Genomic DNA, 25,472 nt, shown 5'->3' with positions numbered 1-25,472 from the left:
GTGCATTGACGGCGAAAGGGCCGCCCACGCAGCGGTGGACGGCCCTTTCGTCAGAACTGACTAGCTGCGGACCATCTTGCGCAGCACGTACTGCATGATGCCGCCGTTGCGGTAGTAGTCGGCCTCACCGGGCGTGTCGATGCGGACGACCGCGTCGAACTCGACCTTCGAGCCGTCCGTCTTCGTGGCGACGACGTGCACCGTGGACGGCGTGATGCCGTTGTTGAGCTCCGTGAGACCGGTGAAGTCGAACGTCTCGGTGCCGTCCAGGCCCAGCGACGACGCGGTGTCGCCCTGCGGGAACTGCAGCGGCACGACGCCCATGCCGATCAGGTTCGAGCGGTGGATGCGCTCGTAGGACTCGGCGATGACGGCGCGGACGCCGAGCAGCGAGGTGCCCTTGGCCGCCCAGTCGCGCGACGAACCGGAGCCGTACTCCTTGCCCGCCAGCACGACGAGCGGGACGCCCGCCTCCGCGTACGACACCGAGGCGTCGTAGATGGTGGTCTGCGGGGCGCCGTCGGCCAGGAAGTCGCGGGTGAAGCCGCCCTGGACGTCGTCGAGCAGCAGGTTGCGCAGGCGGATGTTCGCGAACGTGCCGCGGATCATCACCTCGTGGTTGCCACGACGGGAGCCGTAGGAGTTGAAGTCCTTGCGCTCCACGCCGTGCTCGGTCAGGTACTTGCCCGCGGGCGAGTCGGCCTTGATCGAACCGGCGGGGGAGATGTGGTCCGTGGTGACCGAGTCGCCCAGCAGCGCGAGGACGCGAGCGCCCGCGATGTCGGTGACCGGCTTCGGCTCCATCTCCATGCCCTCGAAGTACGGGGGCTTGCGCACGTAGGTGGACTCGCTGTCCCACTCGAACGTGTTGCCGGTCGGCGTCGGCAGCGACTGCCAGCGCTCGTCACCGGAGAACACGTTCTTGTAGCCCTTGGTGAAGCCCTCCGCGGAGATCGAGGTCGAGATGACCTCGGCGATCTCGGCCGGCGTCGGCCAGATCTCGGAGAGGTACACCGGCTTGCCGTCGGTGTCGAAGCCGAGGGGCTCGGTGGTGATGTCCTTGTCCATCGAACCGGCCAGCGCGTACGCCACGACGAGCGGCGGCGACGCGAGGTAGTTCATCTTGATGTCCGGGTTGATCCGGCCCTCGAAGTTGCGGTTGCCGGAGAGCACCGAGACGACCGCGAGGTCGCCTTCCTGCACGCCCGCCGAGATCTCCTCCTGCAGCGGGCCCGAGTTGCCGATGCAGGTGGTGCAGCCGTAGCCGACCAGGTGGAAGCCGAGCTTCTCCAGGTACGGCATGAGGCCGGCGCGCTCGTAGTAGTCCATGACGACCTTCGAGCCCGGCGCCAGGGTCGTCTTGACCCACGGCTTGCGCTCGAGGCCGCGCTCGACGGCCTTCTTCGCGAGCAGGGCCGCGCCGAGCATCACGGACGGGTTCGAGGTGTTGGTGCACGACGTGATCGCGGCGATCGCGACGGCGCCGTGGTCCAGCTCGAACTCGTTGCCGTCGAGGGTGACCTTGATCGGGTTCGAGACGCGGCCGGTGGCACCTTCGGCGGCGGACTGGAAGACCTTCGGCGTGCCGGAGCCGTTCTCGCCCTCGTGCACGGCGACCGGGTCGCTGGCCGGGAACGTCTCGTCGACGGCCTCGTCCACGCCGGACAGCGCCGGGGAGTCGGTGTGCGCGACATAGGCGCCCAGGGCCTGCCGGAACGCTTCCTTGGAGTTCGTCAGCTCGATGCGGTCCTGCGGGCGCTTCGGGCCGGCGATGGACGGGACGACCGTCGCCAGGTCGAGCTCCAGCGTCTCGGAGAACACCGGCTCGCGGGACGCGTCGTGCCAGAGGCCCTGCTCCTTGGCGTAGGCCTCGACGAGCGCGATCTGCTCCTCGGAACGGCCGGTCAGGCGCAGGTAGTCGATGGTCTCGCCGTCGATCGGGAAGATGCCGACCGTGGAGCCGAACTCCGGCGACATGTTGCCGATCGTGGCGCGGTTCGCCAGCGGCACGGCGCTGACGCCCTCGCCGTAGAACTCGACGAACTTGCCGACGACACCCTGCTTGCGCAGCATCTCGGTGATCGTGAGCACGAGGTCGGTCGCGGTGGCGCCGGGGGGCAGCTCACCGGAGAGCTTGAAGCCCACGACCCGCGGGATCAGCATGGAGACCGGCTGGCCGAGCATCGCGGCCTCGGCCTCGATGCCGCCGACTCCCCAGCCCAGCACGCCGATGCCGTTGACCATCGTGGTGTGCGAGTCGGTGCCGACCAGCGTGTCCGGGTACGCCTGGCCGTTGCGGACCATGACGACGCGGGCCAGGTGCTCGATGTTGACCTGGTGCACGATGCCGGTGCCGGGCGGGACGACCTTGAACTCGTCGAACGCGGTCTGGCCCCAGCGCAGGAACTGGTAGCGCTCGCGGTTGCGCTCGTACTCCAGGTCGACGTTCAGCTCGAACGCGTCCGGGCGGCCGAAGATGTCGGCGATGACCGAGTGGTCGATCACGAGCTCGGCGGGCGCGAGCGGGTTCACCTTCTCGGCGTCGCCGCCGAGCTGGGTGACGGCCTCGCGCATGGTGGCGAGGTCGACGACACAGGGGACACCGGTGAAGTCCTGCATCACGACGCGGGCCGGCGTGAACTGGATCTCGGTGCTGGGCTCGGCGGCCGGGTCCCAGTTGGCGAGAGCGCGCACGTGGTCGGCGGTGATGTTCGCGCCGTCCTCGGTCCGCAGCAGGTTCTCCAGCAGGATCTTCAGGCTGAACGGAAGACGCTCGGCGCCCTCCACGGCGCTCAGCCGGAACACCTCGTACGAGGCGTCGCCGACGTTGAGCGTGCCGCGGGCGCCGAAGCTGTCCTTGCTAGCTGGTGCAGTCACGTGCAACTCCATAACTGGTGACAGCGCGGTGGTCAGTTCGGGATGGGACAAGTCTTCCTCAAGCGGTCGACGGCTGCCCCTCGACCCCAAACAGTACGCTTGTCCTGTAAGCCGGTTCAAGCCAGGTTGCCCTAAGTCACTACCCCGTTCCTGTACTCGCCGGGTGTGCGCCCCGTGAACCTCTTGAACGCGGCGCCGAACGCGCTTTCGGTGCGATAGCCGGAGGCGGTGGCGATCGAACCGACGGTGCCGGTGGTGTCCCGCAGCGCGTGGGCGGCGTGCCGCATGCGCAGGTGGAACAGGTGGTCGAGCGGTGTCATGCCCGTGGACTCCCTGAAGCGCAGGAAGAACGTCGACCGCGACATCGCCGCGACGCCCGCCAGCTCACTGATCGTCCACGGGTGCCGCAGATCGTCGTGCATGGCCTTCAGCGCCCGTTCGAGCTGCGGGTCCTCGTCCGTCGTGTGGTCGCGCAGGACCTGGAGCAGGAGAACCTGGCAGAGGCGGTCGAGGATCAGCCCGCCGCCGTCGATCTCGCTCCTGATGAGCTCGATGGTCGCCCCGGCCGCGCCGGCGCGTACGTGGATCACGGGCGGCAGGACGCCGAGGAGCCGGGCGTCCTCCGGTGCACAGGTGAAGCCGGCGCCGAGCAACGTCGTGTCGTGGCCTTCGCCGATCTCCGCCTTGTCGCGCGGTGTGCCGTGCGCGTCCTCGTAGTAGGGAGCGGCGAACACCGACGGTGTGTCCGGGTTCGCGGCGATGCGGTACGGCCGTCGTCCCGCGATGACGTAGCAGTCGCCCTGCTCGGCCCAGAAGCCCTGCCCTGCCACCGTGACGTGCACACGGCCCTGGACCACGACCTCCACTCGCAGGTCCAGCCGTCCGACGAAGTGCATCGCCCACCGTCCGCCCGCGTGCAGGGGAGTGGCGACGGCCCAGTTCACGCTCAGCGCCGACAGGATCTGCACGAGCACGGACTCTCCCGACACAACGGCGGACTCTGACGACGGTGGCTGCTGATCTTGCGTGGTTAGCGTAGGTCCAAACGGATGAAGGAGATCGTGATGGACCGCGGGAACCTGTTGCTCGTGCACGGCGCGTGGCACGGCGCTTGGTGCTGGGACCTGCTCGTTCCCGAACTGGAGGCGCGCGGCTGGACGCCGTCGGTGGTCGACCTGCCGAGCGCTTCGGGATCCCCGGCCGCCGGGGTGCGCGAGGACGCCGAGGTGGTGCGGGAGGCGATCGCCGCGCTGACCGGACGGGTGACCGTGCTGGCCCACTCGTACGCCGGCGTCCCGGTCGGTGAGGCCGCCCAGGCCGCTGATCGTCTCGTCTACCTGGCCGCGCACCTGCTGGAGCCCGGCGAGTCCGTGGTCTCCCCGCTGGGCGGGCCCTGGTACGAGCCGGGCACGACGCTGCTGGACGTGCCCGAACCCGCCCGCGACCTGCTGTTCGCCGACCTGCCGGACGACTTGGCGTCGTGGGCGGCCGGGCGGTTGCGGCCGCAGAGCGCCCGGTCGTTCGAGGACCAGGTGACGGCGGCGGCCTGGCAGACCGTGTCCACGACGTCGATCGTGTGCGCGGACGACGTGGCCTTCCCGGCGCCGTTCGCGGACCGGCTCAGGGCGCACGGCGCGCTGGTGTTGCCGGGTTCGCACTCGCCGTTCCTGGCGCGGCCCGCTCACCTGGCCGAGCTGATCACAGCAGGATGATCGCGAACGCGATCAGCATCAGCACCTTGACGCCTTCCAGTGCGATGTAGACGACGTGCGTGCGGGACTTCGGCGGTGTCTCGCCCGCGATGATGACCTCGGCCCTGGTTTCGAGGCGGGGCCGCAGCACCGTCACCTGCACGGCCAGCGTCACGGCGAGCGCGATCAGCAACGCGGTCGCGGCCGCCGGGCGCGGCACGAGCGCGAACGTGATCGCGGTGGCGGCCGCGAGCACGATCTCCGCCGAGTTCAGGGCGCGGAACACGAGCCGGCCGATGCCGAGTCCCAGCGGCAGCGTGATGCCGGGCGCACGGAACTTCAGCGGTGCCTCGATCGAGATCGCCAGCACCATGCCCAGCCAGATGCACGCCAAAGCGAGCGGAAGCGGTGTCATGGGTGGTTATCTTGGCGTGGTGCTCCTCGACAAGGTTTCGAAGCGGTACGGGCGCGGGCCGTGGGTGCTGCGCGATCTCACCCTGGAGGTGTCCGGCCTGACCGTGCTGACCGGCGCGAACGGCACCGGCAAGTCGACGTTGCTCAAGATCGCCGCCGGGGTGCTGAAGCCGACGTCCGGACGTGTCTCGCGGCCTGCGTCGGTCGGTTATGTACCCGAGCGGTTTCCGTCGGACGTGAAGATGTCCGCTTCGGCGTATTTGGCGCACATGGGCCGGATTCGCGAGGTCGGCGCGGGGGATGTGCTGGAAAGGCTGGGTTTCGTCGGCTCGATGACGGCGCCGATGTCCGAGCTGTCCAAGGGCAATGCGCAGAAAGTCGCGCTGGCACAGGCTTTCCTGGCTTCGGACGTGCTGGTGCTCGACGAACCGTGGACCGGTCTCGACGCCACGGCCTCCGAAGAGCTGGTGTCGTTGCTGGAGGGACGGACGGCGCTGGTGTCCGATCACGAGGGACACCTCGCGTCGGCCACGCGCGTCGACCTCGCCGGAGGGCACGTGACGATCGATCTCAGCCGGGTCGCGGCGCTCGACGCGTTGGAAGCGTTGGAGGGCGTGCGATCCGTGCAGGCTCGCGGGTCGTCGGTGCGGGTGGTCGTGGAGCCGGAAAGCAGCGATCAGGTGCTGGCGGAGGCGTTGCGGCTCGGGTGTTCGGTGCGGGGTGTGCGGTGATCTCCCTCGTCCGGTACCTCGCGGCCGACGTCTTTCGCGGGCAACGGTATCTGGCGCCGCTGCTGGTGTTCCTCGGCGTGATGGGGATGTTGTTCTCGTCCGACGCCGGGCAGCCGCTGGAGGCGTACTCGGGCTCGTCGGCGTTGCTCTACCCGATCGCGGCGTGGATGGCCGTCGTGGTGGCGACGTCCGAGGACGTGGTGCGGCGCGAGATCACCGTGGTGGCCGCCGGTGGCTGGTCGCGGGTGCTGACCGCGGCGGCGCTGGTCTCGGTGCTGTTCGCGCTGGCGATGGCGTTGCTGGCGGCGGTGTGGCCGGTGGTGACGAACCCGCACCCGTACACGCTCGGCGATTTTCTTGTCGGACTCGCGGCGCATACTGGGTGTGCGTTGCTCGGCGTCGGTGTGGGCCTGCTGTTCGCCCGCCCTGTCTTCGACTCCATCGGGCGCACCGTGCTGGCGGTGTTCTCGGTGGTGGTGCTGACGTATCCGCTCGGCCGGTCCACCCCGCTCGGGTGGGTGCTGGACGCGCTGGGGCACAACCGGGTGTCGCTGTCCTTGCTGGGGACGGTGGCGGTCGGCGTCGTGCTCGTGGCCGCCGCGGTGGTGGCTGGGGTGCGGCGGGCCTGATGCGGGTCGACGTGCTCGGCCCGCTGCGGGTCGTGGCCGCGGACGGCGCACCGGTCGAGGTGCGCGGCAAGCGGCTGCGGTGGTTGCTGATCAGGCTGGCGATGGAACCTGGATCCGTCGTCGCGCCGGACCGGCTGATCGCGGACCTGTGGCCGGACGAGCCGCCGGTGGACGGCGTCGCGGCGTTGCAGTCGCTCGTGTCGCGGCTGCGGCGGGTGCTCGGTGCCGCCGTGGTCTCGTCGCACGCGTCGGGATACCGGCTGGAGGCGTCGACCGACGTCGAGGCCTTCGCGCGGACGCGGGACGCCTCGCTGTGGCGTGGTGCGGCGTTCGAGGAGGCACCGTTCGCGGTGGACGAGGCCGTGCGGCTGGCGTTGCTGCGCGACGACCTCGCGGGGCTGGAGGCGCTGGCGGCCGCGCACCCGTTGCGCGAGGACGTGCAGGCCCGGCTGATGCTGGCGCTGAACGCCGCCGGACGGCGGTCGGACGCGCTGGCGGTGTTCGCGCGCGTTCGCACGGCTCTGGCGGACGAACTGGGCGTCGACCCCGGTGAGGCGCTGGCTGCCGCCCACCTGACGGTGCTGCGCGAACGCGTCGCGCGCGGGAATCTGCCGGCTCCGGTCGGGTCGTTCGTCGGGCGTGACGCGGACCTGGTCGCGCTGGCCTCGTTGTTGCGCGACAACCGGTTGGTGACGCTGACCGGGTTCGGCGGCGTGGGCAAGACACGTCTCGCGCTGACGCATGCCGCCTCCGTACCGCAAGCGTGGTTCGTCGAGCTGGACTCGACGGCCGAACCACTTGCGGCGCTGGACGCTGCCCTGGGCCCGAACCCGTTGGCAGCGCCTCTGTTCTCGCGCCTCGGGTCGTCGCTGGTGGTGCTCGACAACTGCGAGCACGTCGTGGACGCGGCCGCTGCCCTGTGCGAACGGCTGCTGGCCGAGGCGCCGGACGCGCGCGTGCTGGCGACGTCGCGCGAGCCGTTGGGGATCCCGGGCGAGGTCGTGTGCCCGGTGGCGCCGCTGGACCTCGACCACGCCGTCCGGTTGTTCTCGGCGCGGGTCGGATCGGTGTTCGATCCCGACGTGGCGCGGCGGGTCTGTGCCGCGCTGGACGGGATTCCGCTGGCGCTGGAACTCGCGGCGGCACGGGCGCGGTCGCTGTCGGCGGCACAGCTGGAGTCGCGAGTGGACAGCCGGCTGCGGCTGCTCGACCGCGGCGCGCGGACCGGGCCGGCACGGCACCGGACGCTGCGGGCGGTGATCGACTGGAGCTGGGAGCTGCTGGACGACGCCGAGCGGGTGCTGCTGGCGCGGCTGGCGGTGTTCGCGGGCGGGGCGACTGCGGCGGCGGTGCACTTCGTGTGCGGGGAGGGTTCGCACCGGGGTGTGCCCGAGGCGGGAGCGCTTGCTGGCGAGGCGGGCTCGCGCCGGGGGGTGCCCGAGGCGGGAGCGCTTGCGTCGCAAGGCGTGCAGCGGTGGCCGGAAGGCGTCGAGAGGGATTCTTCGGCCCCTGGTGTCCAGGCCGGGGATTCGGGGACGGCCGCCGCACCCGTGCGTGCGTCTCAGGCCGGGGATTCGGAGACTTCCACCGCACCCGTGCGCGCGTCCCACGCCGAGAATCCGGGCGAGGCAGGCTCACGCAGGGGTACCCCCGAGCTGGGAACCCCTACATCTCACCGTACTCAGCAGGTCCGACAAGATCAGGACCTCTGGGACACCGAGGACCTGCTGGCCGCCCTCGTCGAGAAGTCGCTGGTCGTCCGCACAGGCGAGCGCTACCGCCTGCTGGAGACGGTGCGCGAGTACGCCGCGGACCAGAACCAGACCGATCCCGCCGCGCACGCCGCCTACTACGTGGAGCTGGCCGAGCGGAACGAGCCGTTGTTGCGCGGGCCGCGGCAGTTGGAGGCGCTCGCGGTCTTCGACGTGGAGCGGGCCAACCTCGACGCGGCGCAGGCGTGGGCGGTCGGGCACGACGCCGGGATTGCGCGGCGGATGATGGGCGCGCGCACGTGGCACTGGCTGGTGATGACCAAGCGGTTCGAGGAGATCCGGCGGTGGGCGCCGTTGACGCCGGACGATCCGCTGTCGGAGGTGCTCCTGTCGCTCGGCACGCCGGACGCCATGGTCGCGGCGGAGCGGTTGTGGGACGAGGACGTTCCCACGGCTCTGTGCGCGTTGATGCTGACCAGTGGTCGGGTGTGGGGCGAGGCCGAGCTGGGTGGGCGGCTCGATCGGCTCGCCGAGCAGCTGGAGAGGTCGTCCGACGAGTGGATGCGGGCGTTCTCGTCGCTGATCCGCGGTGTGGTGGCCGGGGAGTTCAGCGACGGGGCGGCGCCGAGGGCCGAGGCCGAGTACCGGCGGGCGTTGGAGCGGTTCCGGGCGGTCGGTGATCGGTGGGCCGTGGTGTTCGGGCTGTCGTGCCTGGTCATGGTGCTCGTGAACCGCGGTGCGTTCGCCGAGGGGTTCCGGGCGGTGTCGGAGGCCCGGGAGGTCGCGGAGCAGCTCGGGGAGCCGGAGGCGATGCTCGTGCCGATGTCGGTGCTGGTGCAGACGGCGCGCATCAAGATTCGGATCGGTGACCTCGCCGGGGCACGCGACGAACTGGCGCGGATGGCCGCGTCGCAGGTCGATCTCGACCAGGGGCGGATCGCGCAGGCGCACGGTGAGGTGGCGTACTTCAGCGGCGACTTCGAGGAGGCCGTGGCGTTGTACCGGGCCGCGCTCGACACGGCCGCGGGCGTTCCGTCCAGTCAGTTCCGGGCGACCGTCCACGCCGCGCTCGGGCTGGCGCTGACGCGACTTGGCAGGCTGGACGAGGCGGGCGCGGAGCACCGGAAGGCGCTGGCGACCGTCGAGCAGAGCGCGGACGGGCCCGCACGCGCGCTCGTGCTGGAGCAGTACGCGGACTGGCTGGCGGCCCAGGGCGACCCCCGCCGTGCGAGGGAGGCCCTGGACGAGGCGGAACGGCTACGCGGCGGTCCGAGCAGCGACCCGGCGGTGGTGCAGCTGCGTGACCGGGTTCGCGCCGAAGTAGGCGTCGATCGCTGACCTGCCGATCGCGGCGACGTAGCCGTCCGGGCGCACCAGCACCGGGCCGTCGGGGAAGTCGAGCGTCACGAAGTCGGGGCCGCGCAGCAGGTCGAAGATCCGGCCCTGCTCGGTGACGCCGTCGGGCATGCGGTCGCCGGCCCGCAGACCCGGCCCGTCCTCGGTGCGGTACGAGAGCGAGAGCTGCAACGTTTCGTCGTCGCGCTTCTCGAACGGGGTGCCGGACGTCATGATCGCGGTCGTCATGCCCAGCAACCACTCCGCGACGGGCTTGCGCTCCGACTCGTAGGTGTCGAGCAACGTCTCCATCGCGAGCTTCCAGCCCAGGTTGTAGGCGTCCTGGATGCCGGTGTTCATGCCCTGCGCCCCGGCGGGGGAGTGGACGTGCGCCGCGTCGCCCGCGAGGAACACCCGGCCGGCGCGGAACCTGTCCACCATGCGGACGTTCATGCGGTACAACGACATCCACGTCGCGTCGTGCACGACGACGTCGTCGCGGCCGGTGCGTTCGCGGACGATCTCCCGGTACAGCTCCAGCGACGGTTCGCCGTCGCCGGTCGCCTGGAACTGGAAGAGGTCAGTGTCGGGCAACGGGCACAGAGCGAGCCACCTGTCGGCGCGGCCACCCCACTGGTGCCAGTGGTCGCGGTCGAGGCCCGAGATCCGCAGGTCGCCGACGAGCATCCGCATGTCCTCGTGGGTCTCGCCGACGAACGACACGCCGAGTTCCTTGCGCACGAACGACTTTCCGCCATCACAACCGACGAGGTACTTGGCGCGCACCGTCTCCGGGCCGACCACCGCCGTGACACCCGAGTCATCTTGCGTGAACGAGGTCAGCGGCATCCCGTACTCGACGGGCCGGGGGAGCGCCGCGCGCAGGATCTGCTCGACCCGGAACTGCGCGATGAGCATCGTGCGCGCGTACGGTCGCTCGGCGGTGGGGTGGCGGCCCTCGTGCACGTCCCACTCCCGCACCACCTCGCGGCCGTTGTAGGCGCGCATCGTCAGATCGAGCCGGCCGGCCGCCAGCACCTGCTCGATCACGCCCAGGTCGTGGAAGACCTCCATGCTGCGGGGCTGCAGGCCCTTGCCGCGCGACCCGGCGAACGGCGCGGGCGAGGCGTCGACGATCCGGAACGGGACGCCGCGGCGGGCGAGGTCGAGGGCGAGGGTGAGTCCGGTCGGGCCGGCGCCGATGATCAGAACCTGGGTGTCCATGGGGGCAACACTCGCCCCCGGAACTGCCAAGGCCCTGTCACCGCGCTGTTGCGGGTGACAGGGCCTCGTGCGACCTGCGGGAACCTACTTCTTGAGCAGCTCGATCAGCGCGTCGACGTCCTTCGGCTCGAAGCCGCGGAACAGCGTCAGGGCCAGCTCGTAGTAGGAGCGGACCGGGCTGACGTACCACTTGCCGTCGACCTCGGTGGAGACGACGCCGACACCGGTCTTCATGATCGACCCGGCCACCCGGCCGATGATCTCGACGGCCTCGGCGGGGATCTTCTTGCCGCCCTGCTGCTGCAGGAGCTGCGTGATCTCGTCCGCGCACAGCTTCTGGTTGCCCTGGCCGGGCACCTCGGCCGCGTAGCAGTCACCCTCGCGGGTGATCGTCACCGTCTCGCCCTCGGCGGTGACCGACAGCTTCTTGACCGTGACCTGCTTGCCGCCGGTGACGTCCTTGACGTCGGTCTCCAGCGCGTTGAGCTTGGCGCCGGTCGGCTTCTGCGTGCCGGCCTCCTTCAGCAGCAACGGGCCGAGGTCCTGCAGCACACCGGCCTCGTCGGGCGGCAGCAGCGCGATGACCTTCGTCAGGTCGGCGTCGAGCGCGGCGTTCACCATCTGCTTCGCGGCGTCCTCGGCCGAGCTCGCGCCCTGCGGCGCGATGCCCTGCGCGGGCCACTTCTTCTTGTCCTCCTCCAGGACCGCGTTCGCGATCGTGTAGAAGGCGCTCGGGTACCACTTGTCGCCCACCTTGATCGACGCGATGCCGATCGGCGTGCCGCGCTTCTTCACCTCGGCGGTGATGTCGAGGGTCTCGGACTTCGACGACGTCAGGTTCAGGTCGTCACCGAGCGCCTCGACGAGCTTGTCGGTGAGCGGGACCTTCGAGGCGTCCGAGGTGATCGTGATCTTGCCCTCGACCAGCTTGTTGATGGTGAGGTGGTCGTTGATCTTCTCGGCCGCGGCCTCGTCGAACTTGATGTTCTCGCTCTTGAACTCGACGCCCGTCAGCTTGTTCGGGTCGGCGTCGGGCTTCAGGATCTCGAGACGCTTCATCTCCTTCGTCATCGACTCCATGTAGTCCTTCGACAACGCGGCCTCGGCGGGCGCGAGCGAGGCCATGATGCCGACGACGTCACCGCTGCCGAGCTGCTCGACCAGGTTCTTCGCCGCGACGGCCGGGTTGTCCTGGCCCGCGTTCGAACCGGGGTCGGCCTTCTGCAGCGCGAAGAACGTGACACCGCCGCCGATCAGCAGCAACACGGCGACCACGGCCGTGACGACCAGGCCCGTGCGCTTCTTCTTGGGCGGCTCGCCTCCCATCGGCGCGTAGCCGTAGGGCTGCTGGTCGAAGCCCTGCTGCGGGAAGCCCTGCGGACCCGTCTGCGGGAATCCCTGCTGGGGGAACCCCTGCGGCCCGGTCTGCGGGTATCCACCCTGCTGGGGGTATCCGCCCTGCTGGGGGTGACCGCCCGGCTGCTGCGGGTAGCCACCCGGCTGCTGGGGCTGCTGCTGGTAGCCGCCCTGCTGGGGCTGCTGCCCGTACGGGTTGTTCTGCGGCTGCCACTGGCCGCCGCCACCACCTGGGTAGCTCACGGGTTCCCTCCTGAGGTTCTCACTGCGCTGCGCCTGGTCGAGGTGAGCACCGTGATCGCCCCCACGATCGTCAGTACGGCACCGGCAAGGGTCGTGACTGGTCCGGAGGTGGAGATTCCGACCAACGAGCCCTTGCTTCCCCCTTGGACTGTGGCAACTAGGGCCACGGTTCCCCCGATCGTGCCAAAGAGAATGCCAACGCACGCGGCAATTCGTGGAAATCGGACCACGTACAGCGCGATCGTGACCATCGCGAGAGGCGTCAATCCGACCCAGACCGACGTCACGACGGTGCCCGCCACCCCGTCCAACCCGGCGAGATCACGGAGCGAGAGCACTTCGTAACTGTCTCTCGTGGTCGATCCTGATTTGAGCCAGGGAAGGAAAGTCCCGGCGATGGTCGTGACCAAGCCCACTGCCGCGATCGCGGCTCCCACAGCGCTGCGCACCCGTCTAGTGTGAACCGATGGCCTCCCAGGCGTGCACAGCGGCACGAGAGCTGGTCGCGTCCGCTCACCGGATCACGGTGCTGACGGGGGCCGGGGTCTCCACGGATTCGGGCATCCCCGACTTCCGCGGCCCCGACGGGTTGTGGACCCGTGACGCGGACGCCGGGCGCGGGTCGTCGCTGGAGGACTACCTCGCCGATCCCGGGCTGCGCAGGCTCTCCTGGCAGACGAAACTCGGCAGTCCCGTGTGGACGGCCAAGCCGAACGCCGCGCACAAGGCCCTCGTGGAACTGGAACGGTCCGGCCGGTTGCGCACCGTCATCACGCAGAACATCGACGGCCTGCACCAGAAGGCGGGCTCCGATCCCCATCGGGTGCTGGAACTGCACGGCACCCTGCACACCACCGTGTGCCTCGGATGCGGTGCCACGGGCCCCATGCGCGACGCGTTGAAGCGCGTGGCCGAGGGCGAGGAGGAGCCGGACTGCCAGCGGTGCGGGGGAATCCTCAAGTCCGCCACGATCTCGTTCGGGCAGCACCTCGACGCCGAGGTGCTGCGGCGCGCCCGGCTCGCCGCCCTGGATTGCGACGTGCTGCTGGTGGCGGGAACATCGTTGGCGGTGCAGCCCGCGGCAGGCCTCGTGCCGTTGGCGGCCAAGGCCGGTGCGCAGGTCATCATCTGCAACGCCGAACCGACGCCGTACGACTCCGTGGCCGCCGTTGTACTGCACGAACCTGTTGGAGACGTGCTTCCGGACCTCAGCTCCGTTCCTCCATCCGGGGGAGGCCGATTCTCGTCCTGGGGAGATCCGAGCACCTGGTCGTAGGGTCGGGCCCATGCGCGTACCGCTGATCACCACGGACTTCCTGGACCGGGCGTCGTTCGCGTTCGCGGCGACGACGGCGACCATCGACGAACCGGACCAGCCCGCGAAGCCGGTCGCGACGACGACGTACGCGGAGATGATGACCCGCGTGCGCGCGTGGCAGGCCGGGTTCGACGCACTCGGCGTCGGCGAGGGCGAACGGGTCGCCGTCGTCAGCCACAACTCCGCGCGGATGCTGGAACTGCTGCACGCGCTGCCCGGCAGTGGGCGGATCTGCGTGCCGGTGAACTTCCGCCTGCGCCCCGACGAGGTGAAGTACATCGTCGAACACAGCGGCGCCACGGCGTTGTTCGTCGACCCCGAGCTGGAACTGGACGACGTCGTGGCACGCCACCGGTTCACGCTCGGCGAGGAGTCGGAGTCGCTGCTCCGGTTCGATGTGGAGCCACGGCCGTGGAGCGCGCCCTCGGAGGACGCGACGGCCACGATCAACTACACGTCCGGAACGACTGCGCGGCCCAAGGGCGTGCAACTGACGCACCGCAACATCTGGCTCAACGCGGTCACGTTCGCCATGCACACACGTGCGTGGGAGGGCGACGTGTACATGCACGTGCTGCCGATGTTCCACTGCAACGGCTGGGGAATGCCCTTCGGGCTCGCGGGCCTCGGTGTGCCACAGGTGGTGCTGCGCAAGGTCGACGGCGCCGAGATCCTGCGCCGTGTGCGTGACCACGGCGTCACGCTCATGTGCGGTGCACCGGCGGTGTGGAACGCCGTGCTGGACGCCGCGCAGACGTGGGACGGCGAAATCCCCGGCCGTGACACCGTACGGATCGTGTGCGCTGGTGCGCCGCCGCCCTCGCGCACGATCCAGCGTGTCACCGAAGAGCTCGGGTGGGAGTTCCTGCAGATCTACGGCCTGACCGAGACGGCGCCGCTGCTCACCTTCAACCGTGCCCAGCCAGGGCCGCAGGGTGAGGAGAAGGCGAAGAAGCAGTCACGGGCGGGCGCGCCGGCGTTGGGCGCGCAGCTGCGGATCTCCGAGAACGGCGAGGTGATGGCCCGCTCGAACGTCGTGATGGAGGGCTACTGGGACAACCCGGAGTCCACCGCGGACGCCATCGAGGACGGCTGGTTCCACACCGGTGACGGCGGCTTCTTCGACGAGGACGGCCACCTGACCATCTCGGACCGCAAGAAGGACGTGATCATCACCGGCGGCGAGAACGTCTCGTCCATCGAGGTCGAGGACTGCCTGTTCTCGCACCCGGCGGTCGCCGAGGTCGCGGTCATCGGCGTGCCCCACGAGAAGTGGGGTGAAACGATCAAGGCGCTCGTGGTGCTCTCCGGTGAGGCCACCGAGGCCGAGCTGATCAAGCACTGCAAGGAGCGGCTCGCCGGCTACAAGGCGCCGACGTCGATCGAGTTCCGCGACTCGATCCCGCGCACGGCGACCGGCAAGATCCAGAAGTTCAAGCTCCGCGAGCCCTACTGGGCAGGCCGGGACCGCGGCGTGAACTAGAAGAGCCGACTAGTCCATACCGGCGACACGCCGGACTCCGATCGTCCCAAAAGGACCACCGCCCGTGTTCCACTGTGACACGAGTGGTTGACGGTGCGTTAGTTCCTGATGCGCCGGATGCGTCTGATTGGTCTAATGCGGTCGGAGGTGATGTCCCGTGCTGACACGACTCTCCGCCGTCGTCGCGGTGTTGATGACGGCCGTCCTCACTGGAACGGCCGCCGCCGTGCCGCCTCCGCCGCCGAACCCCAGCGACGCGGAGATCTCGGCGTCACGAGCGGAAGCGGACGCGAAGGCAGCGCGCGTGGGCGAGCTGACCGGGCGGCTCACGCAGGCCGAGTCACGCCTGCAGGAGCTGCTCGACGACGTCTCGTACAAGCGCGAGCTCGCCAACAAGGCCCGTGTCGACCTGGAGACCGCGATCTCCGAGGCCGAGGCCGCCCGTCGTGACGCCACCAACGCGAGGGTCGAGGCCGACGCGGCCTCAGCCGCCGTGGAGAAGAGCCGCCTGGAGCTCGACGAGTTCGCGGCGGCCTCCTACGCGCAGGGCACCACGGTCGGGTCGTTCTCCGCGTACATCGGCGCCAAGTCGCCCGAGGACCTGCTGGCCCGCGCCCAGATGCTGGAGGCGGTGTCGGCGTCCAGCCTGAACCGGCTCGACCAGGTCACCCGCGATCAGGGCACCGCGGCCAACCTCGACTCCGCCGCCCGTGCCGCGCTCAAGAAGGCCGAGACCAAGCAGGCGGCCGCCGACGAGGCCAAGAAGGTCGCCGAGCAGGCCCAGCAGGTGGCCGTCGACGCGCACTCCTCGCAGGCAGCCGCCACCCAGGAACTGCAGTCCAACAAGGACGCCGTCGAACGTGAGCTCGCCTCCGCGCGCGGCGCGGTCAACGGACTCGAAGCGCAACGCCAGCAGTACGACCAGTGGACCGAGGCGAAGAGGCGCGAGGACGAGGAGAACGCCCGTCGCGCCGCCGCGGCAGCCGCAGCTCAGGCCGCCCAGTCCGCACCGAGGCCCCAGGCACCCCGGCCGGCCGCGTCGGCGCCCGCGCCGTCCGGCAACCGCGTGCAGACGGTGATCAACCGGGCGCTGGCGCAGCGCGGTGTCATCTACGCGTGGGGTGGCGGCAACCACTACGGCCCGACGTACGGCGTGCGCGACGGCGGTGTCGCCGACTCGTACGGCGACTGGCGCAAGATCGGCTTCGACTGCTCGGGCCTGATGATGTACGCCTTCGCCGCGGTCGGCGTGTACCTGCCGCACTACAGCGGCTACCAGTACAACTCCGGCCGCAAGGTGCCGTTGTCGCAGATGGCCCCCGGCGACATGATCTTCTGGGGACCGGGCGGCGGCACGCACGTGGCGTTGTACCTGGGCGGCGGGATGATGGTGGAAGCGCCGCATTCCGGTGCCGTGGTGCGCATCTCGCCGGTGCGGTACGGCGGCATCATGCCGTACGTCACTCGCATGCTGTGAGTTCCGCAGGACATCAGCGAGGACTGGTGGCCCGCCCGTGAGCGGGCCACCGTCCACTCAGGCGGCGCCGAGACGGAGCGGGTTCGCCTTCGTGGTGGCGCTGCGCAGCCAGTTGTGGTGCGGGTGGATCGTCACGCCCTGAGGACCGCGGACGACGACCTCCTCCAGGCACCAGTGCGAGCTGTCGCCCTTGTTGTCGAACGCGATGTCGAACGACGTGAGCGGACCGACCTCGGACAGCGTGAAGTCGTAGACGTCGGTCTTGCCGCGCTCGCGGTCGTCGCCCGGGTTGTCGAGGTTGATCCAGCCGGACGAGGTCGTGCCGTTCAGGCGCACCTCGACGCGGGAGTCAGTGCCCGCCTTGTCCACGTTGCAGGTGCGGACCTCGATGCGGTACTGCCCCGGCGCGGCCTGCGCGGTGCCCATGGCCAGGGTGCCGGCGAACGCCGCGGCGAGAACGCCGATGACCGCGGTGGTGACAACCTTCATGCTTGTTCCCCTCTCTCAGGTGGTGCTGGGGAGAAGGTGGCAGCGCGCGATTGCGGGACTCTTCGGCGATCATGAAATCCGCAGGTCGCGTGCCCAGAGCTGGCCGGTCACGTCGTGGCCGAAACTGTGTTGCGGGGTCTCCTCTTCGAGCGTGAAGCCGTGCGCCTCGTAGATCTTCCGGGCTGACGCGAGGCCGTCGACCGTCCACAGCACCATGCGTTCGTAGCCCGCCTTCTGCGCGAACTCGATGCACGTGCTGACGAGCTTGTTGCCCGCGCCGTGGCCACGCGCGTCCGGATGCACGAGCAGCACGCGCAACTTCGCTGTCGTGTCGTCCTCACGAACGCACAACACACATCCGACGCGTTGGCCGTCGAGGTCGGCGATCCACGCGCCCTCTCTCGCGGGGTCGTGGTCCACCGCGTAATCGCCGACGATCTTGGCCACGAGCGCTTCGAACGAGGTGTCCCAGGCGAGTTCGGACGCGTAGAGCTCGCCGTGCGCCTGGACCACCCAGCCCAGGTCGCCGGGGTGGCCGAGTGGGCGGATCAGCATGGGTCTCCTCCACTGACACGAGTGTTTCAGTAGTGCGACACTAGCGCCATGCCGTCCGCCCGGGAGACCGAACTGCTCGAAGCCGCCTACCGGTACGTGCTCACCCACGGCCTGGTCGCTGTCTCGCTGCGGCCGCTGGCGGCGGCCATCGGGTCGAGCACGCGTGTGCTGCTCTACCTGTTCGGCAGCAAGGAAGGCCTGGTCAAGGCGTTGCTGGCGCGGGCACGTGTTGACGAGCTGGCGTTGCTCGCCGACATCGGCGCCGGGCCAGGGGTGGTCGCGCGGCTGTGGGAGTGGTTGTCCGCGCCCGCTCACCGGCCGTTGCTGACCTTGTGGCTGGAGGCGTACGCGCGCTCTCTCGTGGAGCCTGACGGGCCGTGGGCGGGCTTCGCGCGTGCGACAGTGGAGGACTGGCTGGAGGTGTTGCGCGCGGCTCAGCCCGAGGACGTGCGTGACACCGCTGCGGGACTGGCGGCACGCACGCGTGAGCTGGCGTTGCTGCGGGGCGCGTTGCTGGACCTGCTGGCGACGGGGGACGGCGAGCGCGTCGCCGCGGCGCTGGCGACTAGCTTGACGGCGTGAAGGTAGTGATTTTCGGTGCGTCCGGAATGGTCGGTCAGGGCGCGTTGCGCGAATGCCTGCTCGATCCCGCGGTGGACTCCGTCGTGACCGTGGGACGTTCGCCGTCGAGCGCGAGCGATCCCAAGCTGCGACACGTCGTGCACCCCGACTTCGGCGATCTGGCGCCGGTCGCCTCGGAACTGGCCGACGCCGACGCGTGCCTCTACTGCATGGGTGTCACGTCCGCGGGTCTGACCGAGGCCGAGTACACGCCGGTGACGCACGACTACGCCCTGGAGGCCGCACGGGTCGTGGGCGGCACCTATGTGTACGTGTCCGGCGAGGGCGCGGGCGCTGACAGCAAGACGATGTGGGCGCGGGTGAAGGGACGCACGGAGAACGAGCTGCTGGCGCTGGACCGGCCGGTGTTCGTGGTGCGGCCCGGATTCATCCAGCCACGGCACGGGATCACGTCGCGCACCCGGATCTACCGGTACGTCTACTCGTGGTCCTCGTGGCTGTTCCCGGTGCTGCGGAAGGTGGCGCCGAAGTACGTCACGACCACCGACCTGCTCGGGCGCGCGATGGTGGCGCTGGCCAAGGGGGCGCCGGCGGCGCGGATCCTGCGCAGCGACGAGATCAACCGGCTCGCCGGATGACGCTCGACGAGGCGATCCGGGCGTACCAGGAGGACGGGTACGAGGTCACGCACGTCGTCGAGTCCGTGTGCGGCGGGTGTGGCGGCAGGGCGTTCACGGTGCAGCTGACCGAGGACCAGGCGATGCGCCGCACCTGCCTCGGGTGCGGTCTCGCGGAGTTCATCGGTGACTCCGACGAGCACTGGGACGCCGACGACGCGGAGGAGTGCGCGTGCACGTGCGGCGGCGAGGAGTTCGCCGCCGCGCTCGGATCGTCGTGCCTGCCGGACGGCGAGGTGCGCTGGCTGACCGTCGGCCTGCGGTGCCTGGGATGCGGGCTGTGCGGCGTGTACGAGGACTGGAAGATCGACTACACGCCCAGCAGGCACCTCGTCACGCGGGCTTGAACGCGTCCTCCGTCTTCACGACGCCCGCGCTGCGGCCCGGCGCGGTGTGGTTCTCCCAGTAGAGGTTCGTGTGCGCGATGACCTTGTCCGGGGTGGGAGCGCCCCACTCCGACTGGTCCTCGGTCGTGTGCGCGTCGCTGACCAGAAGGGCGTCGTAGCCGCGCACGACGGCGCCGTGCAGGGTCGAGCGGATGCACTCGTCGGTCTGCGCGCCGGACACCACGAGGCTGCCGATCCCCTTGCCCGCCAGCACCTCCTCGAGGTCCGTCGCCTCGAACGAGTCGGCGTAGGTCTTGTGCACCACGGATTCGCCCTCGGCGACCTTCAGCTCGGGCACGAACTGCCAGCCGTCGGACTCCTTGGGCATGAACTCCGCGTTGCTGTGCTGCACCCACACGACGTCGACGCCGGCCGCGCGCGCCTTGTCGACGAGGGCGGCCACGTTGGCGACGACCTCGTCGCGGTTGTGGGCGTGGTCGACCACGCCGTTCTGCACGTCGATCACGAGCAACGCGGTGCTGGGGCGGTTCGCCAGAGTCGTCACCCGGCTCAGCTTAGGCCGCTTCCGATGGGGTGCAAGGGTGTTCCGTCGGCAGTGGACGGCCGCACGCGTGCGGCTCAGCGCGAACGCAGACGACGCAACATCCGGGCGTCCTCGAACCCGACGTTGCGCGCCGCCGCCTCCACCGTGGCGCCCTGGCCGATGAGGTGTTCGGCCCGTTCGACTCGCAACGCCTGCTGGTACCTCAACGGCGTCATGCCCGTCGCACGGCCGAACAACCGCGTCACCGTCCGTTCGCTGCAACCGGCATGAATGGCCAGTTCCGAGAGCGAGAGGCGGTCGGCGAGCCGTGACTCGATCACGTCCTGAATGCGGTGCACGGTCTCGTTGATGTGCGACCGATGCCGCATCAGCACGCTGGCTTGCTGGTCGTCGCCGTTCCTGCGCGCGTAGATGACCATCGTGCGTGCGATCGCGGCGGCGACAACGGGCCCATGACGTACGGCGACGAGATGCAACGCAAGGTCGATACCGCTCGCGATGCCCGCAGACGTCACGACCCTGTTGTCCTCCACGAACAACACGTCGCGCACGACGTGTGCGGCCGGGTAGCGCCGTGCGAGCTCTTCCTGCAGTTCGTGATGCGTGGTGCACCGCCGTCCGTCGAGCAAACCCGCGCGCCCCAACGCATCCGCGCCGGCACACACACTCGCCACCGTGCCACCGCTGCCGTGGTGCGCGCGCAACCAGGCCAACGCCCGTTCGCTCAAGTGCCCGGTCCCCACGATCTTCGGCGACCGCCACCCCGGCACGAACACGAGATCGTCGGCATCGAGAGAGGGCAACTCACGCGACGCACCGAGCGGCACGCCCTGATGACTGAGCACGGTCTCCGCGTCGCCCACGTAGGACAACGCGTACCCGTCCACGAGATCGGCGGCGCTGGAGAACACCTGCGCCGGCCCCGCGAGGTCGAGCAGGTGCACTCCAGGAACGAGCAGGAAGACGACTCTGGTCACGATCCGGTCAGCGTAGCGACATCCGAGATCCGCGCGAACCGGCCCGCCAGCACGTACTCCGTGCGTTCGACGATCTCCTCGACCCCGAGCACCTTCCCGGTCCGCCAGTGCGGCAGCGGCATGGTCGCGGTCGCGTCCGTCACGAACGTCATGTCGAACCCGAGGTCCGACCCCACCCGCGTGGTCGTCTCGCAGCACTGCTCGGTCCGGATACCGCTGATCAGCAGCTCCCGCACACCCCGCGTGGTCAGCGTCTGCTGCAGGTTCGTCGTGGTGAACGCGTTGTGCGCGGTCTTGGTCAGCACGGGTTCGTCGTCGAGCGGCTTCAGCCCGTCGATCAGCCGCACGTGCCCCAGCGCGGGGTCGAACACGTCGCCGGAACCGGGCTCGGAGTGCAGCACCCACACCACGAGGTCACCGGCGTCGCGGGTCATGTCGACCAACTGGTTGACCTTGCCGACCACGTCGGGGTTGGACACCTCGGCCCAGTTGGCGCGCTGGCGGAACGACTCCTGCACGTCGACGACGATCAATGCTCGCTTCATGACCGCAAGCCTCGCGGGGTTCGCGGCGGCGGGACAGGCACGACCCGGCCGAGGAGCGGACGGATCCGGTCACCGTGGGAAGATCACAGCGGGCGTCGGCCCGCGAACCCCAGGTCAGCCCGGTGGTACCAGTTCAACGACCGGTCACCCTCCAACCAGCACAACAGGACTGGAACCCCCTCCCTCTCGCTAGGGAAGTCCACGAGCAACGGCGCGAAGCCCTTCAGCTCCGCCCCCGTCTTCTGCACGGCCTCCATCAGCTCGTCCAGCCGGGCCTGCGCCGCCTTGAACTCCGGCAGCCCGCCCAGCGACGACCCGCCCACGGCCAGTTCGGCGGCGTCGGCGCGCAGGCGCACGATCTCGTCGAGCACCGGCAGCAGCGTCGCCAGCTCGGTCCGTGCTTCGTCCAGCGTGAACACTCCCACGGAGGCAAGGCTGGCACAGTGGGCGCAATGACGTGGCGACTGGGTGACCTCACCGTGAACCGGATCGGCTTCGGCGCGATGCGCCTGCCGCAGCGGGGGACGGCGTTCGACCCCCGCGCGGAGCCGCGGGATCGCGGGCAGGCGATCGAGGTGCTGCGCCGGGCCGTCGAGCTCGGCGTCAACCACGTGGACACGGCCGCCTTCTACTTCTCCGCCACGCGGTCGGCCAACGAGCTGATCAACAGCGCGCTCGCGCCGTACCCGGACGACCTGGTGATCGTCACGAAGATCGGGCCCGGCCGCACGCCGCAGGGGGAGTGGCTGCCGCTCGCGACGCCGCGGCAGCTCCGGGGCCAGGTCGAGGAGAACCTGCGCCAGCTCGGGCGCGACCACCTCGACGTGGTGAACCTGCGCATCAGCGGACTCGACGACGTCACGGCGCACTTCGAGGAACTGGCGCGGCTCCAGCAGGCCGGGCTGGTCCGGCACCTCGGGCTGTCCAACGTCAAGCCGCACCACCTCGACCAGGCGCAACGGGTCGCCGAGGTCGTGTGCGTGCAGAACTCCTACGGCCTGGGCCACCACCCCGAGCAAGACGACTTCCTCGGCGTCTGCGGGGAGCGGGGGATCGCGTTCGTGCCGTTCTTCGCGCTCGCCGGCGCGAACCAGGAGGCCGGGACTTCGGCCGAGGACGACGTCGTCACCGAGATCGCGCACGTCCACGACGCCTCGCCCGCGCAGGTCCGGCTGGCGTGGACGCTCGCGCGCGGACCGCACGTGCTCGTCATCCCCGGCACTGGCGATCCGGCACACCTGCGGCAGAACGTCGAGGCGGGCGAGCTGGTCCTGACCGGGGACGAGCTCACCCGCCTCGACGCCGCGCACCTCAGCGACGGCTGATCCGCCCGAACAACCAGGTCGCCCAGCCGAACGCCACCACCAGCAGACCGCCCGACCAGGCCAGCGCGAGCCAGCCCGAGGTGACCGGCTGACCGTTCAGCAGGGCCCGCACGGACTCGATCACCGGTGTGATCGGCTGGTGCTCGCTGATCGCGCGCAGCCAGGACGGCATCGTCGCCACCGGCACGAACGCGCTGCTCAGGTACGGGATGAACAGCATGAAGAACCCGAGCAGGCTGGCGGACTCGACGGTCCGCGCGATCACGCCGAACCCCGCCGCGAGCCACGACAGGGCCAGCACGTAGAGCAGGAGCAGGCCCATCGCGAGCACCCACTCGACGACCGTGCCCGACGGCCGGAAGCCCATCAGCAGAGCCACGAGCACCACCGCGAACGTCGCCAGGGCGTTGCGCGCGACCGAGGCGACGACGTGGCCGGTCAGCACGGAGAACCCGCGGATCGGCAGGGAGCGGAACCGGTCGAGCACGCCCTTCTGCACGTCGTCGGTCACGGACATCGCGGTGGACGTGGCGCCGTACCCCGTGCACAGCACGAGGATGCCCGGCACCACGTAGTCCACATAGGACTGCACTGAGGTGCTGATCGCGCCGCCGAACACGTACACGAACAACGCCATCATCAGCACCGGCAACACGATCGCCATGATCACGAGGTCGAAGTTGCGGCGGCTCAGCCGGATGCTGCGACCGATCATCGTCACCGAGGCGGTCATGCGGCCACCGCCGTCAACGAGGTGAAGACGTCGTCCAGGGTCGGGCGGTGCGCGGACACCCGCAGCACGCCCACACGTGCCGCCAGCAGATCGTCCAGCACGCGGTGCAGGTGGACCGCGCTGCCGTCGGACGGCACGCTCAACGTCGGCCCGTCCACCACCCCGCCGGCCACGTCCCGTGCTCTGAAAGCATCCTCGGCGCAGGAGAACACGAGGTCGAGCCGGGTGCCTCCGACCGAGTTCTTCAACGCGTCCGGGGTGCCGTCCGCGACGACGCCGCCGTTGTGCAGCACCACGATCCGGTCGGCCAGGCGGTCGGCCTCCTCCAGGTACTGGGTGGTGAGGAAGATCGTCACGCCGTCGCGCACCAGGTCGCCGATCGCGTCCCACATCGTCGTGCGGCTGACCGGGTCGAGGCCGGTGGTCGGCTCGTCCAGGAACAGCAGTCGCGGCCGGGCCACCAGGCTCATCGCGAGGTCCAGGCGTCGGCGCATGCCGCCCGAGTAGGTGCGCACCCGCCGGTCCGCCGCGTCGGTCAGGCCGAACCGCTCCAGCAGTTCGACGGCTCGCGCGCGGGCCGCCGGCCTGGCGAAACGGTGCAACCGGGCGATCATGAACAGGTTCTCGCGCCCGGTCTGCTCCTCGTCCACCGCCGCGTACTGCCCGGTCAGGCTGATCACGCCGCGCACGTCGGCGCCCGACCGCGCCACGTCGAACCCGCACACCCGCGCCGCGCCGCCATCGGGCCTGGTCAGCGTGCTCAGGATGCGGATCGTGGTGGTCTTCCCGGCGCCGTTCGGGCCGAGCAGCGCGAGCACCGACCCCTCCGCGGCCTTCAGGTCCAGGCCGCTGAGCACGGTCGTGGAGCCGTATCTCTTCGTCAGACCCTCTGTCTCGACGATCATCGAACCCCCTTTTATGCGTACCTCATACGCAAAACCTGGATTAGCGTATGGCATACGCATCTGTTTGACTAGGGGGTATGAAAAGGGGGCGCAAGCCGACCATCGACGCCGCCGACATCACGCGAGCCGCCATCGCGATCGCGGACGCCGAGGGCCTCGCCGCCGTGTCGATGGCACGAGTGGCGCAGGAGATGGGCAACGCCACGATGGCGCTCTACCGCCACGTGAAGAGCAAGGACGAGCTGCTCCAGTTGATGGCCGACGCCGCGTTCGAAGACCCGCCCTCGCTGCCGGACGGCGAGTGGCGCGCTCAGTTCGAGGTCTGGGCGAAGGCGCTGCTCGCGGGCATTCGCAAGCGCCCGTGGTTCTTGCAGATCCCCCTGAACGGCCCGCCGAGCGGTCCCAAGAGCCTGCTCTGGTTCGACAGCGCGCTGGGGGCGCTCGACGGCACCCCGCTGGAGCCGGGGGAGAAGGTCGGCGTGGTGATGAGCCTGATGACGTTCGTGCACGGCGAGGCGTGGTTGAGCGTCGCGCTGACGCAGGGCTTCGAGAAGGACCCGGCCCAGTTCAGCCGCGAGTACGGGCAGCGACTGCGCGAGGTCGTCGACCCGCGCAGGATGCCCGCGCTCGCGAAGATCGTCGCGTCCGGTGTCTTCGACGTGGACGACCTGCTCGACGCCGACGACATGGCTGCCGAGTTCGACTTCGGCCTGCACCTGTTCCTGGAAGGCGTCTCGGCGCACATCGGAGGCAGGCAGTGACGTACGCGGTGATCATCCTCACCGGCGGCAAGGGCGAGCGGCTCGGTGGCGTCGACAAGGCCGCGCTGTCCTATCGGGACGCGACGCTGCTCGACCACGTGCTGTCCGTAGTGGACGACGCGAGCCAGAAAGTCGTTGTGGGGCCGGAGAAAGACCTGCCCGGTGTCGTCTGGGCGCGGGAGGAGCCGCCCGGCGGAGGTCCGCTCGCCGGTCTGGCCGCAGGGCTGGCGAAGGTCGCCGAGGAGTGGGTTGTCGTGCTCGCCGTCGACCAGCCCGGTCTCACGAAGGACACCATCGCCCGCCTCAGGCAAGCCGGTCGCAACGCCGTGCTCAAGGACGACCGCGTGCAGTGGCTGATCGGCTGCTGGAACGCGGCTGAGCTGCGTGAAGCACTGCCGGGGGATCCCCGGAACCTGCCGCTGCGCAGGACCCTCCTGAAGCTCGATCCCGTCGAAGTGTCCGCTTTGCCCGGTGAGGCGAGAGACGTCGACACACCCGCCGACCTGGACACCCTTCACAGCGGTTGAACAGGCGGGGAGTAA

At 69.9% G+C, this 25,472-nt stretch carries 27 protein-coding genes; 13 read left to right on the top strand and 14 right to left on the bottom strand.

Features of this window, described 5'->3' with window-relative positions:
* Nucleotides 1-60: 60 nt before the first annotated feature.
* Together PV646_RS31660 and PV646_RS31655 are read right to left on the bottom strand one after the other, a co-directional pair.
* Nucleotides 61-2,877 carry an aconitate hydratase gene (locus PV646_RS31660; protein ID WP_500345969.1) on the bottom strand — a complete coding sequence of 939 codons (2,817 nt, stop codon included), beginning with the start codon at nt 2,875-2,877 and terminating at the stop codon, nt 61-63.
* Between the two features lie 131 nt (nt 2,878-3,008).
* Nucleotides 3,009-3,851 (bottom strand): cupin domain-containing protein, encoded by an 843-nt coding sequence (locus PV646_RS31655; protein ID WP_500345968.1) that lies wholly within the window; start codon nt 3,849-3,851, stop codon nt 3,009-3,011.
* Nucleotides 3,852-3,926: 75 nt separating this feature from the next.
* Between PV646_RS31655 and PV646_RS31650 the strand changes: the two genes are divergently transcribed.
* A complete protein-coding gene (locus PV646_RS31650; RefSeq protein ID WP_500345967.1) occupies nt 3,927-4,589 on the top strand; it encodes an alpha/beta fold hydrolase in 663 nt (220 codons plus the stop codon).
* Here PV646_RS31650 and PV646_RS31645 read toward each other — a convergent pair.
* Complete coding sequence (locus tag PV646_RS31645; RefSeq protein ID WP_500345966.1) at nt 4,576-4,983, bottom strand: hypothetical protein; 408 nt, start codon at nt 4,981-4,983, stop codon at nt 4,576-4,578. The two genes, PV646_RS31650 and PV646_RS31645, sit on opposite strands and share 14 nt — an antisense overlap.
* Here PV646_RS31645 and PV646_RS31640 point away from each other — a divergent pair.
* The 3 genes from PV646_RS31640 to PV646_RS31630 are packed head-to-tail and all read left to right on the top strand — an operon-like array spanning nt 4,982 to nt 9,392.
* The gene (locus PV646_RS31640) at nt 4,982-5,713 is read left to right on the top strand and encodes an ATP-binding cassette domain-containing protein (protein WP_500345965.1); all 732 of its coding nucleotides are present in this window, start codon (nt 4,982-4,984) and stop codon (nt 5,711-5,713) included. The two genes, PV646_RS31645 and PV646_RS31640, sit on opposite strands and share 2 nt — an antisense overlap.
* A complete protein-coding gene (locus tag PV646_RS31635; RefSeq protein ID WP_500345964.1) occupies nt 5,710-6,342 on the top strand; it encodes a hypothetical protein in 633 nt (210 codons plus the stop codon). The genes PV646_RS31640 and PV646_RS31635 overlap by 4 nt, the downstream gene beginning before the upstream one ends.
* Nucleotides 6,342-9,392: an AfsR/SARP family transcriptional regulator gene (locus PV646_RS31630; protein WP_500345963.1), complete on the top strand. Its 3,051-nt coding sequence runs from the start codon at nt 6,342-6,344 to the stop codon at nt 9,390-9,392. Before PV646_RS31635 ends, PV646_RS31630 begins: the two co-directional genes overlap by 1 nt.
* Here the strand turns inward: PV646_RS31630 and PV646_RS31625 are convergent.
* From PV646_RS31625 to PV646_RS31615, 3 genes are all read right to left on the bottom strand, one after another.
* Nucleotides 9,312-10,613: an FAD-dependent monooxygenase gene (locus tag PV646_RS31625; protein WP_500345962.1), complete on the bottom strand. Its 1,302-nt coding sequence runs from the start codon at nt 10,611-10,613 to the stop codon at nt 9,312-9,314. The genes PV646_RS31630 and PV646_RS31625 overlap by 81 nt on opposite strands.
* A gap of 84 nt (nt 10,614-10,697) precedes the next feature.
* Nucleotides 10,698-12,212, bottom strand: coding sequence for a hypothetical protein (locus PV646_RS31620; RefSeq protein ID WP_500345961.1), 1,515 nt, complete (start codon nt 12,210-12,212; stop codon nt 10,698-10,700).
* A complete protein-coding gene (locus tag PV646_RS31615) occupies nt 12,209-12,661 on the bottom strand; it encodes a hypothetical protein (RefSeq protein ID WP_452251062.1) in 453 nt (150 codons plus the stop codon). Before PV646_RS31615 ends, PV646_RS31620 begins: the two co-directional genes overlap by 4 nt.
* Nucleotides 12,662-12,678: 17 nt before the next feature.
* On the opposite strand from PV646_RS31615, the gene PV646_RS31610 reads away from it, so the two are divergent.
* The 3 genes from PV646_RS31610 to PV646_RS31600 all read left to right on the top strand — a co-directional run bounded on the left by PV646_RS31610 (nt 12,679) and on the right by PV646_RS31600 (nt 16,490).
* Nucleotides 12,679-13,488, top strand: a complete 810-nt coding sequence (locus PV646_RS31610) for an SIR2 family NAD-dependent protein deacylase (protein ID WP_500345960.1) — start codon at nt 12,679-12,681, stop codon at nt 13,486-13,488.
* A gap of 10 nt (nt 13,489-13,498) precedes the next feature.
* Nucleotides 13,499-15,013, top strand: coding sequence for a class I adenylate-forming enzyme family protein (locus tag PV646_RS31605; protein WP_500345959.1), 1,515 nt, complete (start codon nt 13,499-13,501; stop codon nt 15,011-15,013).
* Nucleotides 15,014-15,170: 157 nt separating this feature from the next.
* On the top strand, nt 15,171-16,490 hold the full coding sequence (locus PV646_RS31600) for an NlpC/P60 family protein (protein ID WP_500345958.1): 1,320 nt from the start codon (nt 15,171-15,173) through the stop codon (nt 16,488-16,490).
* Between the two features lie 57 nt (nt 16,491-16,547).
* On the opposite strand, the gene PV646_RS31595 is transcribed toward PV646_RS31600, so the two are convergent.
* Together PV646_RS31595 and PV646_RS31590 are read right to left on the bottom strand one after the other, a co-directional pair.
* On the bottom strand, nt 16,548-16,979 hold the full coding sequence (locus PV646_RS31595) for a PLAT/LH2 domain-containing protein (RefSeq protein WP_500345957.1): 432 nt from the start codon (nt 16,977-16,979) through the stop codon (nt 16,548-16,550).
* A gap of 69 nt (nt 16,980-17,048) precedes the next feature.
* A complete protein-coding gene (locus PV646_RS31590) occupies nt 17,049-17,534 on the bottom strand; it encodes a GNAT family N-acetyltransferase (RefSeq protein WP_500345956.1) in 486 nt (161 codons plus the stop codon).
* A 48-nt stretch (nt 17,535-17,582) separates the two neighbouring features.
* Between PV646_RS31590 and PV646_RS31585 the strand changes: the two genes are divergently transcribed.
* From PV646_RS31585 to PV646_RS31575, 3 genes are read left to right on the top strand one after another with little or no spacing between them, the layout of a single operon-like run.
* Complete coding sequence (locus tag PV646_RS31585) at nt 17,583-18,116, top strand: TetR/AcrR family transcriptional regulator (protein WP_500345955.1); 534 nt, start codon at nt 17,583-17,585, stop codon at nt 18,114-18,116.
* Complete coding sequence (locus PV646_RS31580) at nt 18,113-18,754, top strand: Rossmann-fold NAD(P)-binding domain-containing protein (protein ID WP_500345954.1); 642 nt, start codon at nt 18,113-18,115, stop codon at nt 18,752-18,754. The genes PV646_RS31585 and PV646_RS31580 overlap by 4 nt, the downstream gene beginning before the upstream one ends.
* The gene (locus PV646_RS31575; protein ID WP_500345953.1) at nt 18,751-19,140 is read left to right on the top strand and encodes a hypothetical protein; all 390 of its coding nucleotides are present in this window, start codon (nt 18,751-18,753) and stop codon (nt 19,138-19,140) included. Before PV646_RS31580 ends, PV646_RS31575 begins: the two co-directional genes overlap by 4 nt.
* On the opposite strand, the gene PV646_RS31570 is transcribed toward PV646_RS31575, so the two are convergent.
* From PV646_RS31570 to PV646_RS31555, 4 genes are all read right to left on the bottom strand, one after another.
* Nucleotides 19,127-19,684, bottom strand: a complete 558-nt coding sequence (locus tag PV646_RS31570) for a cysteine hydrolase family protein (protein WP_500345952.1) — start codon at nt 19,682-19,684, stop codon at nt 19,127-19,129. The two genes, PV646_RS31575 and PV646_RS31570, sit on opposite strands and share 14 nt — an antisense overlap.
* 74 nt (nt 19,685-19,758) lie before the next feature.
* Nucleotides 19,759-20,661: a GlxA family transcriptional regulator gene (locus PV646_RS31565; RefSeq protein ID WP_500345951.1), complete on the bottom strand. Its 903-nt coding sequence runs from the start codon at nt 20,659-20,661 to the stop codon at nt 19,759-19,761.
* On the bottom strand, nt 20,658-21,206 hold the full coding sequence (locus PV646_RS31560; protein WP_500345950.1) for a cysteine hydrolase family protein: 549 nt from the start codon (nt 21,204-21,206) through the stop codon (nt 20,658-20,660). Before PV646_RS31560 ends, PV646_RS31565 begins: the two co-directional genes overlap by 4 nt.
* Nucleotides 21,207-21,289: 83 nt before the next feature.
* Nucleotides 21,290-21,631 (bottom strand): DUF2203 domain-containing protein, encoded by a 342-nt coding sequence (locus tag PV646_RS31555; protein WP_500345949.1) that lies wholly within the window; start codon nt 21,629-21,631, stop codon nt 21,290-21,292.
* A 27-nt stretch (nt 21,632-21,658) separates the two neighbouring features.
* Here PV646_RS31555 and PV646_RS31550 point away from each other — a divergent pair, with 27 nt between their 5' ends.
* Nucleotides 21,659-22,531: an oxidoreductase gene (locus tag PV646_RS31550; RefSeq protein ID WP_500345948.1), complete on the top strand. Its 873-nt coding sequence runs from the start codon at nt 21,659-21,661 to the stop codon at nt 22,529-22,531.
* Here PV646_RS31550 and PV646_RS31545 read toward each other — a convergent pair.
* Complete coding sequence (locus PV646_RS31545) at nt 22,518-23,264, bottom strand: ABC transporter permease (RefSeq protein WP_500345947.1); 747 nt, start codon at nt 23,262-23,264, stop codon at nt 22,518-22,520. The two genes, PV646_RS31550 and PV646_RS31545, sit on opposite strands and share 14 nt — an antisense overlap.
* Nucleotides 23,261-24,169: an ATP-binding cassette domain-containing protein gene (locus PV646_RS31540; RefSeq protein WP_500345946.1), complete on the bottom strand. Its 909-nt coding sequence runs from the start codon at nt 24,167-24,169 to the stop codon at nt 23,261-23,263. The genes PV646_RS31545 and PV646_RS31540 overlap by 4 nt, the downstream gene beginning before the upstream one ends.
* 77 nt (nt 24,170-24,246) lie before the next feature.
* Here PV646_RS31540 and PV646_RS31535 point away from each other — a divergent pair, with 77 nt between their 5' ends.
* Both PV646_RS31535 and mobA read left to right on the top strand, forming a co-directional pair.
* A complete protein-coding gene (locus PV646_RS31535) occupies nt 24,247-24,930 on the top strand; it encodes a TetR/AcrR family transcriptional regulator (RefSeq protein WP_500345945.1) in 684 nt (227 codons plus the stop codon).
* A complete protein-coding gene (gene mobA, locus PV646_RS31530; protein ID WP_500345944.1) occupies nt 24,927-25,457 on the top strand; it encodes a molybdenum cofactor guanylyltransferase in 531 nt (176 codons plus the stop codon). Before PV646_RS31535 ends, mobA begins: the two co-directional genes overlap by 4 nt.
* Nucleotides 25,458-25,472 lie beyond the last annotated feature (15 nt).

It is taken from the genome of Streptomyces sp. ID05-26A, from assembly GCF_033794685.1.
In the GTDB taxonomy this organism is placed as follows: domain Bacteria; phylum Actinomycetota; class Actinomycetes; order Mycobacteriales; family Pseudonocardiaceae; genus Lentzea.
The sequence above is the reverse complement of the archived record's forward strand: the minus strand, read 5'-3'. Positions and strand labels throughout refer to the sequence as shown.